Below are 14978 nucleotides of genomic sequence, written 5' to 3' on the forward strand. Positions count from 1 at the left end.
ATGTGCATTTCTCCACAATGGCCGTCCTGAACGCCGCGTCGCCTGCAGGCGCGGGATCTGCCCTTTTGGAAAGAACGCACATGCCCATCGTTTCCCGCCTGCGCACCGGCGCAGCCCTGGCCGCCCTGTCGCTGGCCGCCGCCACTGCATCGGCCCAGCCTTCCGGCCAGTGGCCCAGCCAGCCCGTCACGCTGATCATGGCCTTCCCGGCCGGCTCGGGCGTGGACGTGGTGGCGCGGGCCGTGCAGGAGCCGCTGCAGCAGCAGCTGGGCCAGCCGCTGATCATCGACTACAAGCCAGGCGCTGCCGGCAACATCGCCAGCGAATACGTCGCGCGCGCCAAGCCCGACGGCTACACCTTCGGCCTGGGCACGGCCGCCACGCACGGCAGCAACGCCGCGCTGTACAAGAACCTGCCGTTCGACGTCGAGGCCGACTTCGTGCCGGTGGCGCCGCTGGTGGATGTGTCCAACGTGCTCACCATCAATCCGAAGGTGATCGACGTGAAGAACCTGCAGGAGTTCGTTGCCCAGGTGAAGGCTCACCCCGGCAAGTACAACTATGCCTCCACCGGCAACGGCACCGGCACGCACATGGCGTTCGCCGAGCTGAACGCGCGCCTGGGCCTGGACATGGTGCACGTGCCCTACAAGGGCGGCCCGGAGGCCATCACCTCAGTGCTGCGCGGCGAGACCTGCTGCATCATGAACCAGGTGCAAACCGTGCTGCCGCACTACAAAAGCGGCAAGGTGCGCCTGCTGGGCGTGACCACCGCGCAGCCGGTGGCCGCGGTCAAGGAAGTCACGCCCATCGCCGCCAGCGGCGTGCCGGGCACGCAGGGCTTCGACAGCGCCATCTGGTTCGGAGTCTTCGCGCCCAAGGGCACGGACGCGGCCATCGTCAACAAGATGGGCGCCGCCATCCGCACCGTGCTGCAGCAGCCCGAGGTGCGCCAGCGCTTCGAATCGCAGGGCAACACGCTGCGCATCGAAACGCCCGAGCAGTTCCGCCAGACGGTGCACAAGGACCGCGCCAAGTGGGCCAAGGTGGTGAAGGACGCGAAAATCAGCATCGACTGATCTTCGGGTGACCTTTCCATGACCGATTCTCCCGCTTCGCTGGCCGCGCTCGAGGCGCGCGTGCGCCACGACCTGCTGACCCTGAACTGGCGCGCCCGGCCCTGGCTGCCGCCGCGCACGCACGCCGGCCAGCCGGTGGTGGACGTGCTCATCATCGGCGCCGGTCAGGCCGGCCTGGCAGCCAGCATGGCGCTGGCGCAGCAGGGCATCGCCGCCGTGCTGCTGGACCGAGCCCCGCGCGACCACGAAGGCCCGTGGGCGACCACGGCGCGCATGGACACGCTGCGCTCGCCCAAGGAGCTCACCGGCCCCGCCCTGGGCGTGCCCTCGCTCACCTTCCGCGCCTGGTTCGAGGCGCAGTGGGGCGCCGCCGCCTGGGAAGCGCTGGACAAGATCCCGCGCCTGCAGTGGATGGACTACCTGCGCTGGTACCGCCGCGTCACCGAAGCCGATGTGCGCAATGAGCACGAGGTGCTGGCCGTGCACCCGCGCACGAACGGCCTGGTGGAGGTGGACGTTCGGTCGCCCGTCGGCGCCGCCACCTGGTGGGCGCGGCGCGTGGTGCTGGCCACTGGGCGCGACGGCCTGGGCGGGCCGCAGATCCCGCCATTCATGGACGGCCTGCCGCCCGCGGCGCGCGGGCGCCTGTGGGCGCATTCGTCGGATGTATTCGATTACCGCACCCTGGCCGGTAAGCGCGTGGGCGTCGTCGGCATGGGCTCGTCGGCCATGGACAGCGCCGGCACCGCGCTGGAGTGCGGCGCCGCCAGCGTCGACCTGATCGCGCGGCGCGCCGCCATGCCCACGGTGAACAAGTCCAAGGGCTCGGGCGTGCCCGGCCTGACCCAGGGGCACCACGGCCTGCCCGACGCCTGGAAGTGGCGCATCCGCCACTACATCAACGCCACCCAGGTGCCGCCGCCGCGCGGCAGCACGCTGCGCGTGTCGCGCCACACTCACGCGCACTTCCACTTCGGCTGCGCGGTGCAGCAGGTGGCGCAGGTGGGCGACGCGCTGCACGTAGCCACCAGCCAGGGCACTTTTGCCTTCGACTTCCTGGTGCTGGCCACGGGCTTCGCCATCGACTGGGCGCAGAAACCCGAGTTCGCCCCCTTCGCGCACCAGGTGCGCCTGTGGGGTGAGCGCCATGTGCCCGCGCCCGGCGAGGAGGACCGCGAGCTGTTCGACTCGCCCGACCTGGGGCCGACATTCGAGTTCCGCGAGAAGACCCCCGGCGCCTGCCCGGGCCTCGCGCACATCCACTGCTTCTGCTACCCCGCGGCGCTGTCGCACGGCACCGTCTCGGGCGATATCCCGGCCATCAGCGACGGCGCCCGGCGCCTGGCCAGCGGCATCGCCGGCCTGCTGTACGCCGAGGACGTGGAACACCACTTCGCCGCGCTGCAGGCCTATGCCGAGCCCGAGCTGCTGGGCGACGAATGGACGCCCGCCGACACCGCCCAACGCATCCTGCCGCCGACATGACCCACGACACCATCGCCACCCTCTTCCATCTGGACACCGACGCCCCCCAGGTGCAGGCCGCGCGCCAGCAGCGCGCCAAGGCCGTGGCCGCCACGCAGGCCTGCGAGGATCTGCTGCTGGGCCCGGCGCTGGAGGGCGCCGGCCTGCCGCTGCCCGAGCGCCTGGCCGTGGCGCAGGCCGTGGCCGCCGACAGCGGCGTGGCAGCGCTGGCCGCGCACTACGCCCGGCCGCAGCCGCCGCAGCCCGTGGACGGCGCGCGCTGGCAGGCCATGCGGCACTTCGCGCACCTGCTGGCCACCGATCCGGCAGCCGCCGACCGCGCCGCGTTGCAGGCGCTGACGGATGCCGGTCTGCCGGTGCCGGAGGTGGTGCTGCTGGCGCAGCTGATCGGCTTCGTCACCTTCCAGGCGCGCGTGGCGGCCGGCGTGGCGGCGCTGGCCGCGCTCGGGCCGGCCGACAGTGCCGCGCCAGCCCCGGCCGCCGCGCCCGAGGCGCCCTTCGTGCACCCGGCCAACCTGCCGCCGCCGGGCCAGCCGCTGCGCCGGGCCGGCTACACCAGCGAGACGCTGGACTGGAAAGCCTGGCTGCCGGTGCTTGACCCGCAGCACGCCAGCGCCGAGCAGATCGCTGTGCTGGACGCCAGCCATCCCAAGGCGCGCACCTCGGACTTCTACCTGTTGCTGGCGCACCAGCCGCAGGTGCTGGCCGAGCGCTCGCAGGCTTTCAACGCCATCATGTACGCGCCCGGCGGCCTGCCGCGCGCCGAGCGCGAGGTGGCCACCACGGTGGTCTCGCGCATCAACGGCTGCGTGTACTGCGCCTCGGTGCACGCCCAGCGCTTCGAGCAGCTGGCCAAGCGCAACGACGTGATCGCGCAGATCTTCGAAGACCCGGACAGCGCCGGCACCAACCCGCGCGAGCGCGCCCTGGTGCAGGCCAGCGCGGCGCTGACGCGCGCGCCCGGCGCCTTCGGGCCGCAGCACCTGGCGCCGCTGCGCGCGGCCGGCCTGTCCGACCTGGAGCTGCTGGACACGGTGCACGCCATCGCCCTGTTCGCTTGGGCCAACAGGCTGATGTTGAACCTGGGCGAGGCGGTGCTGCCGGCGCAGGCTTGAAATGAAACCACACCCCACTGAGTCCCTTCGGGCCTTCCCCCGCTCTCGCAGCGCTGCGCGCTGCGGGCAGGGGGCGCTAGCGCAGCGCGGCGGGGCGGCCCTTGCGCGGCTACCCGCGCATGGGGCGCGCCGGTTGCATGCGATGCGTGTGGCGCGCAGCGCGGTGGATAACTGACACGCGCGGCAGTCGCAGAGCGCGCGCGCCTTGGCAGCGTTTCGCGTCTGCCGGCCAGCCGCCCGCGAATGCTATTGGAAGAATAGCTGCAGGCCCTTTATTTATCAGGGCTAGAGCCGGAAAACACCTGAAACCGGCAGCGTGGCGCCTGCCAGCACCGGTTTGTGGTCCCCGGGCCCTGTGCCGCGGCGCGGCGCAGCAGCGCAGCGCTCAGGCGCCGCGCTTCTTCGCGGCCGGCTTGCGCGCCGGCGCTGTGGCGGGCGTGGGGGCGGCAGCGCGCGGCGCACGCGCCTGCGGGGGCTTGGCGGCGGCGCCCGCCTCCGGCGTCTCTTCCTGGCCCGGCTGCGCCCACTGCGCCGCCATGTCGCCGGCGGCCTTCATGGCGCCGCTGGCCATCTCGCGCGTGGCGTCGAAGGCCGCCTGCTGCGTGGCCGTGTCCTGCAGCGCGCGCGTGGCGATCTGCTGGAACTGGCTGGTCAGCGCGCCCCACCATTGCAGCGGATCGGCCAGGCCCGGCCGTTCGCCACTGCCCTCCTGCGATTGCGCCGGCGCGGCGGCATCGGGCTGCGGCGCCGGGCTGGTTACGGCGGCCGGCGCCGCAGCGGGAGGCGAAGCTGACGTGCCTGCACTGCTGCCCGCGCCCATGCCGCTGAAGGCCGCGGCCATGTCGCCCATCGCCACGTTCATGCCGGCCAGCGTGGCCAGGGTCATCTTCTGCACTTCCAGCGCCTGTACCGTGGCGGCGAGCGCGCGCGCGTTCTGCTCCAGCCAGAACTGCACGGTCTTGAGCTCCTGGATGCGCCGGTCCAGCTCCTGCACGCTGGCGGTGGGCGCCACCCAGCCAGGCATCGCGCTGGCGCCCGGCGCGGCACCGCGCGCCAGGCTCTGCAGAAAGTCGAAACCGGGCACGAAACGCCCGAAGCCGAAGGGAGATGTGTCGTCGCTCATGGAGGCTCCTTGTGATGGCCTGGATGCGCAGATGCGCGCCACGCGCCAGCTTAAAGCCTTGCCAGGCCGCGCGGCAGCCGCCAGAAGCGGCAAAAAGCGCGGTTTTGCGCCGTTTGCCGGCTTTGGCCGGCACGCTGCGCGCGGGAACACGACCTAGAATCCGCGCACCAGCCCCGGCTGGCCTGTCCAACAGCAACCAACACCAGCATTCGACACCATGGCAACTGCGAAGAAAACCACCGCCACCCCGGCCCCGAAGGCCGCGTCCGCGAAGCCGGCAGCCGCCGCGAAAAAGGCGACGGCGACGGCCGCCGCCAAGAAGGCCGCGCCCGCCAAGACCAGCGCCGCCGCCAAGAAGGCCCCTGCCGCCATCAAGCCGGTGAAGGACCCCTTCAACAAGACCTCGCTGGTCGCGCACCTGGCCGAGCAGTCGGGCGTCGAGCCCAAGGGCGTGAAGGCCGTGCTGGCGGCGCTGGAAGGCGCGATGCTGGCGTCGGTGCACAAGAAGGGCTCGGGCGAGTTCACCCTGCCTGGCCTGTTGAAGGTCACACTGCAGCAGGTCGAGGCGCGCAAGAAGCGCTTCGGCAAGGACCCGTTCACGGGCGAGGAGCGCTGGTTCCCGGCCAAGCCGGCGTCGGTCAAGATCAAGACCCGCGCGCTGAAGAAGCTCAAGGACGCGACCGCCTGACGGCAGCGCCGCCCTGGCCCAACGCAAAAGGCAGCCCGCGCGGCTGCCTTTTTTGCGTTCCTGGGGCGCAGCTATCAGGCGCCGGGCGCTTGCAGGTACAACTGCCCCAGGCGCGCGCGTGCCGCCTCGTCCAGGCGCAGCGCGCGCTCCAGGTAGCGCTGCAGGCTGCCATGCTCCTGCTCCAGCGCATCGAACGCGGCCTGCAGGAAGTCGGCTTGCACGCGCCAGATCACGTCCAGCACCTCCGGCGGCGCCGAACCCTGCAGCACCGCCGGGCGCCGGTACAGGCCGTTGGTGAGCAGGTAGTCGTGCAGCACCACATCCTGCGGCACGCCCAGGGCGCGCAGGATCAGTGCCGCGGCGAAGCCGGTGCGGTCCTTGCCGGCGGTGCAGTGGAACACCAGCGGCGAGTCGTCCTGCAGCAGGTGTTCGAACAGCGCGGCGAACTGCGCCTCGTTGTCGGCGACGAAGGCGCGGTAGGTGTCGTGCATCAGCCGGCGCGCCAGCGCCGCGTCCATGGCCTGGCCGGTGGCAGCCATCTCCTGCGCGCGCTGCGCCACCACCGGCTCGATGGGCAGCGCGTGGTAGCGCACGTCGGGCAGCGCGTAGGCCTGGGCGGCGCGTTCCTGCGTGCCGCGCAGATCCAGCGCGCGCGCCAGCCCCAGGCCCGACAGGGCGCGCGTGTCCTCGGGCGTCAGGGCTGCCAGATGGTCGGAGCGGAACAGCCGGCGCCAGCGCACCGTGCGCCCGTCCAGGCCGGCATAGCCGCCGAGGTCACGGAAGTTGGAGGCGCCGCTGAGTGCGACGCTGCGGGGAAGTGTGGTCATGCCCTGCCCTGAATGCCGCCGCGCCGCGCGCGCCATGCGGCGGCAGCGCGGGGCATGGTGCGGGGCGAGGAGGGAAATGTGGCGCGGCTGGCGGGGATCGAACCCACGACCCTTGGCTTCGGAGGCCAATACTCTATCCACTGAGCTACAGCCGCTGGAGGTGTTTGCAGCGCGGTGCGCCTGCTGCGTGCGGCAGGGCACCGAACGAGCCGCGCATTATCGCATGCGCCTCACAGCTTCAGGCCCAGGCCGCGCAAATACACGTCCACCGCCTGGCGCCCGACGCTGGTCAGCGAGAACGGCGCACCGCCCAGGATCCAGGACTGCAGCAGCCCGTCGAACAGGCCCTGCAGGCCCATGGCAGCGGCGTCCACGCCCATCGGCAGCTCGACCTGCTGGGCCTGTGCGGCCTGCGTCAGGTCATTGGCCAGCAGTGCCTGGAAGCGCGCATGCGCCGCCAGGTGGCGCTCGCGCACGTCGCTCAGCTCGCTGACGTATTCCACGCGGTACATGGCGATCTCGAACACCCGGCGGATGTGGTCGTCACCCTCGAAGGTCGCTAGCAGCTGGCCGATGACGGCGCGCAGACGCTGCAGCGGCCAGGCGCATTCGTTCATCTCGCTGGCATTCCAGACCATCTCCAGCGGCAGCGTGACGCGGTCCATCATGGCGTTGAACAGGTCCAGCTTGTCCTTGAAGTGCCAGTAGATGGCGCCGCGCGTGGCGCCGGCGGTCAGGGCCACTTCATTCAGCGACGCGCGCGCCACGCCCTTTTCATAGAACACGCGCTCGGCAGCGTCCAGCAAGGCATGGCGGGTGGCTTCGGCGTCGTCCTTGGTGCGTCGTGCCATGGTGGCTCCCCTCCTGAAAACACCTCCGGCGAGGCCGGAAGATCACGTTGTCATTATACATTCACGAATGTATGTACAATCCGCGGTTTTGCGAATCACCGCATTTCCCGGTTCCGGGCCCCAGCGCGGGCGCCCCGGCCCCTTCGAACGTCTGTCCGTTCGCCCAAGGATGTCTTTCATGCACCGCCTGAATCTCGTGCCTGCAACCGCCCCATTCCGTCCCCTGTCCGCCGCCGCGCTGGTGCTGGCCGCGGCCCTGTCCCTGTCCGCCTGCGGCAAGAAGGACGACGCCGCGGCGCCGTCTGCGGGGGCTGCCGCCATGCAGGCGGCCCAGGTGGGTGTGGTGACGGTGCAGCCGGGCGAGATCGGCTTGGTCACCGAGCTGCCCGGCCGCCTGGAGGCCTCGCGCGTGGCCGAGGTGCGCGCCCGCGCTGCCGGCATCGTGCAAAAGCGGCTGTTCACCGAGGGCAGCGAAGTCAAGGCCGGGCAGAAGCTGTTCCTGATCGACAGCGCACCCTACCAGGCCAACCTGGCACAGGCGCGCGCCAGCGTGGCGCAGGCCGAGGCGACGCTGGGCCAGGCCAGGGCGACAGCCGAACGCTACCGCCCGCTGGTCGAGGCCAATGCCATCAGCCGCCAGGAGTACGACAACGCCGTGGCCGCGCAGAAGACCGCCGAGGCCAACCTGGCCGCGGCCCGCGCCACCGTGAAGACGGCCGACATCACCCTGGGCTACGCCACCGTCACCGCGCCGATCTCCGGGCGCATCGGCCGCTCGCTGGTCACGGAAGGCGCCTTGGTCGGCCAGGGCTCGGCGACCGAGCTGGCGGTGATCCAGCAGATCGACCCGCTGTACATCAACTTCACCCAGTCGGCCGCCGATGCGCTGCGCCTGCGCGCCGACGTGGCCAGCGGCAAGTACCAGCAGACCGCCAAGGGCGCGGCCGAGGTCAGCGTGGTGCTGGAAGACGGCAGCGTGCATGCGCGCAAGGGCCGGCTGCTGTTCACCGACCTGACGGTGGACCCGACCAGCGGCCAGGTCACGCTGCGCGCCGAGGTGCCCAACCCGGATCGCTCGCTGCTGCCGGGCCTGTACGTGCGCGTGCGCCTGGAGCAGGCACAGGTGCAGGATGGCGTGCTGCTGCCGCAGCAAGCAGTGACGCGCTCGGCGCACGGCGACAGCGTGATGGTGGTGGATGCCGAGAACCACGTGGCGCCGCGCAGCGTCAAGCTGGGACCGGCGCAGGGCAATGACTGGGTGGTTCTGGAAGGCCTGAAGGCCGGCGAGCGGGTGATGGTGGACGGCTTCCAGAAGCTGCCGCGCACCCAGCCGGGCCAGCCGGTGGTGGTGCAGCCCGTTCCATGGCAGCGCAACGGCAACGGTACGCCAGTACCGGCTGGAGCGAAGTCTGGCGCCGCGCCGGCACCGGCAACGCCAGGCGCACCGGCAACGTCCGCCGCGCCTGCCCCGGCCTCAACGGCCGCCGGCTCCGCCACCCCTGCCGCCGCGCAGCGGTAACCGCATCAGACTTCAGGAGCGCGGCACATGGCCAAGTTCTTCATCGAGCGCCCCATCTTCGCGTGGGTGATCGCGATTTTCATCATGGTGCTGGGGGCGGTGTCGATCACCAAGCTGCCAGTGGCCCAGTACCCCTCGGTGGCGCCGCCCACCATCCAGATTTCCGTGGCCTACCCCGGCGCCACCGCGCAGACGCTGGAAGACAGCGTGCTGTCCGTCATCGAGCGCGAGATGAACGGCGCCGCCGGCCTGGCCTATATGGAGACTACCAGCCAGGCCAACGGCACCGGCTCGATCTCGCTGAGCTTCGAGCCCGGCACCAACGCCGACCTGGCGCAGGTGGACGTGCAAAACCGCCTGTCGCGTGCCACCCCGCGCCTGCCGGCGGCGGTGACGCAGCAGGGCGTGCGCGTGGACAAGTCGCGCTCCAACTTCCTGCTGATGGCGGTGCTGACCTCGGACGACCCGAATCTGGGCATCGACACGCTGAACGACTACGCCGCGCGCAACGTCGTGCCCGAGCTGCAGCGCCTGCCCGGCATCGGCTCCATCAACCAGTTCGGCGCCGAGCTGGCGATGCGCGTCTGGGTCGACCCGGAAAAGCTCAAGGGCTTCAACCTGGGGCTGGACCAGGTCACGGCCGCCATCCGTGCGCAGAACGTGCAGGTGGCCGCCGGCAACTTGGGCGAGCTGCCAAGCGTGCCCGGCCAGGGCACTTCGGCGACCATCGTGGTCAAGGGACAGCTGACCACGCCGGACCAGTTCGGCAACGTGGTGCTGCGCGCCAACCCCGACGGCTCCACGGTGCGCCTGAAAGACGTGGCGCGGGTCGAACTGGGTGCGCAAAGCTACAGCGCCAGCTCGCGCGTGAACGGCCAGACGGCCGTCGGCATGGCGGTGCAGCTGACGTCCACCGCCAATGCGCTGGAGTCGGCGCGCGCCGTGCGCACCAAGCTTGACGAGCTGCAGCGCTACTTTCCGCAGGGGGTGAAGTACACCGTCCCCTACAACACCTCGACCTTCGTCGCCGTGTCCATCGAGAAGGTGGTGCACACGCTCATCGAGGCGGTGGTGCTGGTGTTCCTGGTGATGTTTTTGTTCCTGCAGAACCTGCGCTACACCGTCATCCCCACGGTGGTGGTGCCGGTGGCGCTGCTGGGCACCTTTGGCGCGCTGCTGGCGATGGGCTTCTCCATCAACGTGCTGACCATGTTCGGCATGGTGCTGGTGATCGGCATCGTGGTGGACGACGCCATCGTGGTGGTCGAGAACGTCGAGCGCATCATGAGCGAGGAAGGCCTGGCGCCGCTGCCGGCCACCCGCAAGGCGATGGGGCAGATCTCGGGGGCCATCGTTGGCGTGACGGTGGTGCTGATCTCGGTGTTCGTGCCGCTGGCTTTCTTCGCCGGCTCCACCGGCAACATCTATCGCCAGTTCGCCGCCACCATGGGCACCTCCATCGCGTTCTCGGCCTTCCTGGCGCTGTCGCTCACGCCGGCGCTGTGCGGCACGCTGCTGAAGCCGGTGCAGGAAGGCCACCACGACAAGACCGGCTTCTTCGGCTGGTTCAACCGCGGCTTCAAACGCACCACGCAGCGCTACGAGTCCGGCCTGTCGCGCATGCTGCGCCGGGGTGGGCGCATGATGGTCATCTACCTGGCGCTGGGCGCGGTGGCGGCGCTGGTCTACACGCGCCTGCCGACCTCGTTCCTGCCCAACGAGGACCAGGGCTACCTGATTGCCAACGTGCAGTTGCCGCCCGGTGCCTCGCTGGCACGTACGCAGGCGGCGATGGCGCAGGTCGAGCAGTTCGCCATGGCCCAGCCGGAGGTGGCCAACATCGTGGCGGTCTCGGGCTTTTCCTTTTCGGGCCAGGGGCAGAACGCCGGCCTGGCCTTCATCACCCTCAAGGACTGGAGCGAGCGCAGCGGCACCGAGCACTCGGCCGAGGCCCTGGCCCAGCGCGCCAACAAGGCGCTGGCTGGCTACCGCGACGCCTTCATCTTCGCCATCAGTCCGCCACCCATTCCCGAGCTGGGCGTGGCCTCGGGTTTTACCTTCCGCCTGCAGGACCGCGGCAGTAAGGGCCACGATGCGCTGATCGCCGCACGCAACCAGCTGCTGGGCATGGCCGCGCAGAGCAAGGTGCTGGCTGGCGTGCGCCCGGACGGCATGGAGGACGCCCCGCAGATGCAGATCGACATCGACCGCGACCGCGCCAACGCCCTGGGCGTGTCGTTCGACAGCATCACCACCGCGCTGTCCACGGCGCTGGGCTCTGCCTACGTGAACGACTTTCCCAACGCCGGGCGGCTGCAGCGCGTGGTGGTGCAGGCCGACGCGCCGGCGCGCATGCAGCCCGAGGATGTGCTCGCGCTGCCGGTGCTGAACAAGCAGGGCCAGAGCCTGCCGCTGTCCACCTTCGCCAGCACGCGCTGGATCACCGGTGCCATGCAGACCGTACGCTACAACGGCTATCCGGCCATGAAGATCTCCGGCGGCCCGGCGCCGGGCTACAGCACCGGCGACGCTATGCAGGAGATGGAGCGCCTGGCGCAGCAACTTCCGCAGGGCTTCGGCTTTGAGTGGACCGGCCAGTCGCGCGAGGAAAAGCTTGCCGGCTCGCAGGCCATGGTGCTGTATGCGTTCTCGCTGATGGCGGTGTTCCTGTGCCTGGCGGCGCTGTACGAGAGTTGGTCGATTCCGTTCTCGGTGCTGCTGGTGGTGCCGCTGGGCGTGCTGGGCGTGCTGCTGGCGACGCTGTTGCGCGGGCTGTCCAACGACGTGTACTTCCAGATCGGCTTGGTGACCATCATCGGCCTGTCGGCCAAGAACGCCATCCTGATCATCGAGTTCGCCAAGGACCTGCAAGCCCAGGGCAAGGGCGTGGTCGAGGCGGCGCTGGAGGCGGCGCACCTGCGCTTCCGCCCCATTGTCATGACCTCGCTGGCGTTCACGCTGGGGGTGCTGCCGCTGTTCCTGGCCTCGGGCGCCAGTTCGGCCAGCCAGCGCGCGATCGGCACCGGCGTGATCGGCGGCATGCTCGCCGGCACGGTGTTGGCAGTGATCTTCGTGCCCGTGTTCTTCGTGCTGGTGCGCAGCTTCTTCAAGGGCAGCGCGCGCCAGCGCGAGCATGATGCGCTGACGGCCCAGCAGCATCAGAACAACGGTTGAATTTTCCGGGAACATCAAAATGCATAGCTACTCACGCAAGTACGACAAGGGCTTCCGTACTTTTTCATCCCTATCGGCAGCGCTGGCGCTGGCAGGCTGCAGCTTGATCCCCACCTACGAGCGCCCGGCCGCGCCGGTGCCGGCCGGCTACGCGCTGGCCGACCCGCAGGCCGCCGCCGACGCACCCGCCGCGGCCGACATCGCCTGGCAGGACTACTTCACCGACCCGCGCCTGCAGCGCCTGATCGGCATGGCGCTGGGCAACAACCGCGACCTGCGCCTGGCGCTGCTGAATGTGGAGCAGGCGCGCGCGCAGTTCCAGATCCGCCGCGCCGACGAGTACCCGACGCTGTCGGGCGTGGCCAGCGCCACGCGCCAGCCCAACCCTGCCACCGGGCGCTACGGCAACGCCTTCCAGGTCGGCGTCGGTATCAGCGCCTGGGAAATCGACTTCTTCGGCCGCATCGCCGCGCTGAAGGAGCAGGCGCTGGAACAGTACCTGGCCACCACCGAGGCGCGCGGCGCCGCGCAGATCAGCCTGGTGGCGGCCGTGGCCACCGGCTGGCTGAACCTGCTGGCCGACGAGGAACTGCTGGACCTCTCGCGCCGCACCCTGGCCACGCGCGAGGAATCGGTGCGGCTGACGCGGCTGCGGCTGGAGAACGGCGTCAGCTCCGAGCTGGACAACCGCCAGGCCGCCAGCCTGGCTGAGGCTGCGCGCGCCACCTACGCTCAGCAGCAGCGCCAGCGCCTGCTGGACGAGAACGCCCTGGTGCTGCTGCTGGGCCAGAGCCTGCCCGAGGACATCCGCGCCAGCCTGCCCTCGTCGCGCCTGGACAGCGCCGCGCCCATGCAGCCGCTGGCCGCCGGCCTGCCGTCCGAACTGCTGCAGCGCCGCCCCGACATCCGGCAGGCCGAGCACGTTCTGCGCGGTGCCAACGCCAACATCGGCGCGGCGCGGGCGGCGTTCTTCCCGCGCATCGCGCTGACGGCGTCGGTGGGCAGCGTGAGCGACGAGCTGTCGGGCCTGTTCAAGGGCGGCTCGTGGGCGTTCTCTTTGGCGCCGCAGCTGGCGCTGCCGCTGTTCGACGCCGGTCGTAACCAGGCCAACCTGGAGTCATCGCGGGTGGGCCGCGAGATCGCCGTGGCGCAGTACGAGAAATCCATCCAGACGGCATTCCGCGAGGTCTCCGACGCCCTGGCCGGCCGCGCCACCCTGAGCGAGCAGCTGCAGGCGCAGCGTGCCCAGGCCGAGGCCGACGCCAAGCGGCTGGAACTGTCCGATCTGCGCTACCGCAACGGCATCGCCAGCTACCTGGACGTGCTGGACGCGCAGCGCTCGCTGTTCGCCACCCAGCAGGCGCTGGTCGGCACCCAGCTGCAGCGGCTGCAGAACCAGGTGGCGCTGTACAAGGTGCTGGGCGGCGGCTGGAACCCCGCCATGACCTATGAGACCCTGGCCGCCGGAACGGTCGCGCCACGCTGAAGGCGCGGCTGGCCGTGGGGGGACGGCTCCTATAATGGAAAGCTTCTGTTTCATCCCGATACCCCCACCGATTTTCCGAGGATTTCCGCATGAGCGACACCCACGACGCAGGGCATAGCGGGCCCATCCAGACCCCCAAGCAGCTGCTGTCCACCGTCATCCTGGCGTTCGTCCTGCCGGTGTTCGCCATCATCGGCCTGGTGATGTATGTGACCTCCGGCGCCAAGCCGGCGTCCGGCTCGGCCAACCCCGAGCAGGCCGTGGCCCAGCGCATCCAGAAGATCGGCGCGGTCGAGATCCGCGACGCCAACCGTCCGTTGCGCGCCGGCGAGGCGGTCTACCAGGGCCAGTGCGCCGCCTGCCACGCCAGCGGCGCGGCCGGTGCGCCCAAGCTGGGCGATGCCGCAGCCTGGGCGCCGCGCATCCAGACCGGCTTCGAGGCGCTGGTGCACTCAGCCCTCAAGGGCAAGGGCGCCATGCCGCCACAGGGCGGCGGCGACTTCAACGACACCGAGATCGCCCGTGGCGCGGCCTACATGGCCAACGCCGCCGGTGCCAAGTTCGAGGAACCTGCCGCACCCGCCGCCGAAGGTGCCGCGGCACCGGCCGAGGGCGCTGCCGGCGGTTGAACCCAGGACCCTTTCCCGGCATGCGAGGCCCGTCGGAAACGACGGGCCTTTTGTTTTTCCACCCTGGCATCGAACGCCAGTGCGGAGCCAGCTGCCTCCAGATCGCTTATCCAAGCAAAAAGCCCCTGGGCTTGCGCACAGGGGCTTTGGATCTGGTGGCCTGGGACGGAATCGAACCGCCGACACAAGGATTTTCAATCCTCTGCTCTACCGACTGAGCTACCGGGCCTAAGCCGCATATTCTAGCCTGGAAATTAGCCCTCCAGGCCGAGTAGCGGATTTTTTGTCTTCAGTTGCCGCGCCGGTTGCGCCCCAGGTCCACGCCGAGCTGGCGCAGCTTGCGGTACAGGTGGGTGCGCTCCAGCCCGGTTTTTTCGGCCACGCGGGTCATCGACCCGCCCTCGCGTGCCAGATGGAATTCGAAATAGGCTTTTTCGAAGCCGTCGCGCGCCTCGCGCAGGGGTCGGTCCAGATCGAAGCCCTGGTGCGCCAGCGGCCCCTGTGGAGCACTGACCACCGTGGCGGCAGCGACCTCGTCGCCCGCGTGCCGCACGGCTTCAGCCAGTGCGGGAACTGGTGCAGCCGGCGTGGCCTCGGCACCAGGGTCGGCAGCCTTAGCACCTGCAGCCGCGGTTGCGCCACGGGACAGGCCCTGCTCGACCGCCTTGAGCAGCTTCTGCAGGGTGATGGGCTTTTCCAGGAAAGAAAACGCGCCGATGCGCGTCGCCTCGACGGCGGTCTCGATGGTGGCGTGGCCGCTCATCATGATCACCGGCATGGTCAGCGTGCCCGTCATCGACCACTCCTTGAGCAGCGAAACCCCGTCGGTGTCCGGCATCCAGATGTCCAGCAGCACCAGGTCGTAGGCGTTCGCCTGACGCGCGCTGCGGGCCTGCGTGGCGTTTTCCGCCAGATCCACGCTGTGCCCTTCGTCGTTCAGGATCTCCGACAGCAGGTCACGGATACCCAGCTCGTCGTCGACCACCAAAATGTTTGCCATGT

General features: G+C 70.2%; 12 protein-coding genes and 2 tRNA genes. 8 read left to right on the top strand and 6 right to left on the bottom strand.

The window, feature by feature from the left end; genetic code table 11:
• Positions 1 to 80: 80 nt before the first annotated feature.
• From BLQ61_RS15465 to BLQ61_RS15475, 3 genes are read left to right on the top strand one after another with little or no spacing between them, the layout of a single operon-like run.
• Positions 81 to 1079: a Bug family tripartite tricarboxylate transporter substrate binding protein gene (locus BLQ61_RS15465; RefSeq protein WP_091572319.1), complete on the top strand. Its 999-nt coding sequence runs from the start codon at positions 81 to 83 to the stop codon at positions 1077 to 1079.
• Positions 1080 to 1097: 18 nt separating this feature from the next.
• Positions 1098 to 2564: an NAD(P)-binding domain-containing protein gene (locus tag BLQ61_RS15470; RefSeq protein ID WP_091572322.1), complete on the top strand. Its 1467-nt coding sequence runs from the start codon at positions 1098 to 1100 to the stop codon at positions 2562 to 2564.
• On the top strand, positions 2561 to 3679 hold the full coding sequence (locus BLQ61_RS15475) for a peroxidase-related enzyme (RefSeq protein WP_091572325.1): 1119 nt from the start codon (positions 2561 to 2563) through the stop codon (positions 3677 to 3679). The genes BLQ61_RS15470 and BLQ61_RS15475 overlap by 4 nt, the downstream gene beginning before the upstream one ends.
• 385 nt (positions 3680 to 4064) lie before the next feature.
• Here BLQ61_RS15475 and BLQ61_RS15480 read toward each other — a convergent pair whose 3' ends face one another.
• On the bottom strand, positions 4065 to 4802 hold the full coding sequence (locus tag BLQ61_RS15480) for a PhaM family polyhydroxyalkanoate granule multifunctional regulatory protein (protein WP_091572328.1): 738 nt from the start codon (positions 4800 to 4802) through the stop codon (positions 4065 to 4067).
• Between the two features lie 217 nt (positions 4803 to 5019).
• On the opposite strand from BLQ61_RS15480, the gene BLQ61_RS15485 reads away from it, so the two are divergent.
• Entirely contained in the window at positions 5020 to 5490 is a 471-nt protein-coding gene (locus BLQ61_RS15485; RefSeq protein ID WP_091572330.1) for an HU family DNA-binding protein, read from the top strand.
• A gap of 74 nt (positions 5491 to 5564) precedes the next feature.
• Here BLQ61_RS15485 and BLQ61_RS15490 read toward each other — a convergent pair whose 3' ends face one another.
• From BLQ61_RS15490 to BLQ61_RS15500, 3 genes are all read right to left on the bottom strand, one after another.
• Positions 5565 to 6317: a tyrosine-protein phosphatase gene (locus BLQ61_RS15490; protein ID WP_175488316.1), complete on the bottom strand. Its 753-nt coding sequence runs from the start codon at positions 6315 to 6317 to the stop codon at positions 5565 to 5567.
• Between the two features lie 79 nt (positions 6318 to 6396).
• Positions 6397 to 6472, bottom strand: a tRNA-Arg gene (locus BLQ61_RS15495).
• A 75-nt stretch (positions 6473 to 6547) separates the two neighbouring features.
• Positions 6548 to 7168 (bottom strand): TetR family transcriptional regulator, encoded by a 621-nt coding sequence (locus BLQ61_RS15500; RefSeq protein ID WP_091572336.1) that lies wholly within the window; start codon positions 7166 to 7168, stop codon positions 6548 to 6550.
• 178 nt (positions 7169 to 7346) lie between these two features.
• Here BLQ61_RS15500 and BLQ61_RS15505 point away from each other — a divergent pair, with 178 nt between their 5' ends.
• The 4 genes from BLQ61_RS15505 to BLQ61_RS15520 all read left to right on the top strand — a co-directional run bounded on the left by BLQ61_RS15505 (position 7347) and on the right by BLQ61_RS15520 (position 13976).
• A complete protein-coding gene (locus tag BLQ61_RS15505) occupies positions 7347 to 8687 on the top strand; it encodes an efflux RND transporter periplasmic adaptor subunit (protein WP_091572412.1) in 1341 nt (446 codons plus the stop codon).
• 27 nt (positions 8688 to 8714) lie between these two features.
• Positions 8715 to 11861, top strand: coding sequence for an efflux RND transporter permease subunit (locus BLQ61_RS15510; RefSeq protein ID WP_091572338.1), 3147 nt, complete (start codon positions 8715 to 8717; stop codon positions 11859 to 11861).
• Between the two features lie 19 nt (positions 11862 to 11880).
• On the top strand, positions 11881 to 13347 hold the full coding sequence (locus BLQ61_RS15515; RefSeq protein ID WP_091572341.1) for an efflux transporter outer membrane subunit: 1467 nt from the start codon (positions 11881 to 11883) through the stop codon (positions 13345 to 13347).
• Between the two features lie 89 nt (positions 13348 to 13436).
• Positions 13437 to 13976 (top strand): c-type cytochrome, encoded by a 540-nt coding sequence (locus tag BLQ61_RS15520; RefSeq protein ID WP_091572344.1) that lies wholly within the window; start codon positions 13437 to 13439, stop codon positions 13974 to 13976.
• 153 nt (positions 13977 to 14129) lie between these two features.
• On the opposite strand, the gene BLQ61_RS15525 is transcribed toward BLQ61_RS15520, so the two are convergent.
• Both BLQ61_RS15525 and BLQ61_RS15530 read right to left on the bottom strand, forming a co-directional pair.
• Positions 14130 to 14205, bottom strand: a tRNA-Phe gene (locus BLQ61_RS15525).
• A gap of 60 nt (positions 14206 to 14265) precedes the next feature.
• On the bottom strand, positions 14266 to 14976 hold the full coding sequence (locus BLQ61_RS15530) for a response regulator (protein WP_091572346.1): 711 nt from the start codon (positions 14974 to 14976) through the stop codon (positions 14266 to 14268).
• Positions 14977 to 14978: the final 2 nt, after the last annotated feature.

This window comes from Oryzisolibacter propanilivorax (assembly GCF_900103645.1).
Lineage (GTDB): Bacteria > Pseudomonadota > Gammaproteobacteria > Burkholderiales > Burkholderiaceae_C > Melaminivora > Melaminivora propanilivorax.

Coding starts and splice junctions, on each gene's coding strand:
- BLQ61_RS15490 (WP_175488316.1), bottom strand. CDS start 6,317: ATGACCACACTTCCCCGCAGCGTCGCACTCAGCGGCGCCTCCAACTTC.
- BLQ61_RS15465 (WP_091572319.1), top strand. CDS start 81: ATGCCCATCGTTTCCCGCCTGCGCACCGGCGCAGCCCTGGCCGCCCTG.
- BLQ61_RS15505 (WP_091572412.1), top strand. CDS start 7,347: ATGCACCGCCTGAATCTCGTGCCTGCAACCGCCCCATTCCGTCCCCTG.
- BLQ61_RS15510 (WP_091572338.1), top strand. CDS start 8,715: ATGGCCAAGTTCTTCATCGAGCGCCCCATCTTCGCGTGGGTGATCGCG.
- BLQ61_RS15485 (WP_091572330.1), top strand. CDS start 5,020: ATGGCAACTGCGAAGAAAACCACCGCCACCCCGGCCCCGAAGGCCGCG.
- BLQ61_RS15480 (WP_091572328.1), bottom strand. CDS start 4,802: ATGAGCGACGACACATCTCCCTTCGGCTTCGGGCGTTTCGTGCCCGGT.
- BLQ61_RS15470 (WP_091572322.1), top strand. CDS start 1,098: ATGACCGATTCTCCCGCTTCGCTGGCCGCGCTCGAGGCGCGCGTGCGC.
- BLQ61_RS15520 (WP_091572344.1), top strand. CDS start 13,437: ATGAGCGACACCCACGACGCAGGGCATAGCGGGCCCATCCAGACCCCC.
- BLQ61_RS15530 (WP_091572346.1), bottom strand. CDS start 14,976: ATGGCAAACATTTTGGTGGTCGACGACGAGCTGGGTATCCGTGACCTG.
- BLQ61_RS15475 (WP_091572325.1), top strand. CDS start 2,561: ATGACCCACGACACCATCGCCACCCTCTTCCATCTGGACACCGACGCC.
- BLQ61_RS15500 (WP_091572336.1), bottom strand. CDS start 7,168: ATGGCACGACGCACCAAGGACGACGCCGAAGCCACCCGCCATGCCTTG.
- BLQ61_RS15515 (WP_091572341.1), top strand. CDS start 11,881: ATGCATAGCTACTCACGCAAGTACGACAAGGGCTTCCGTACTTTTTCA.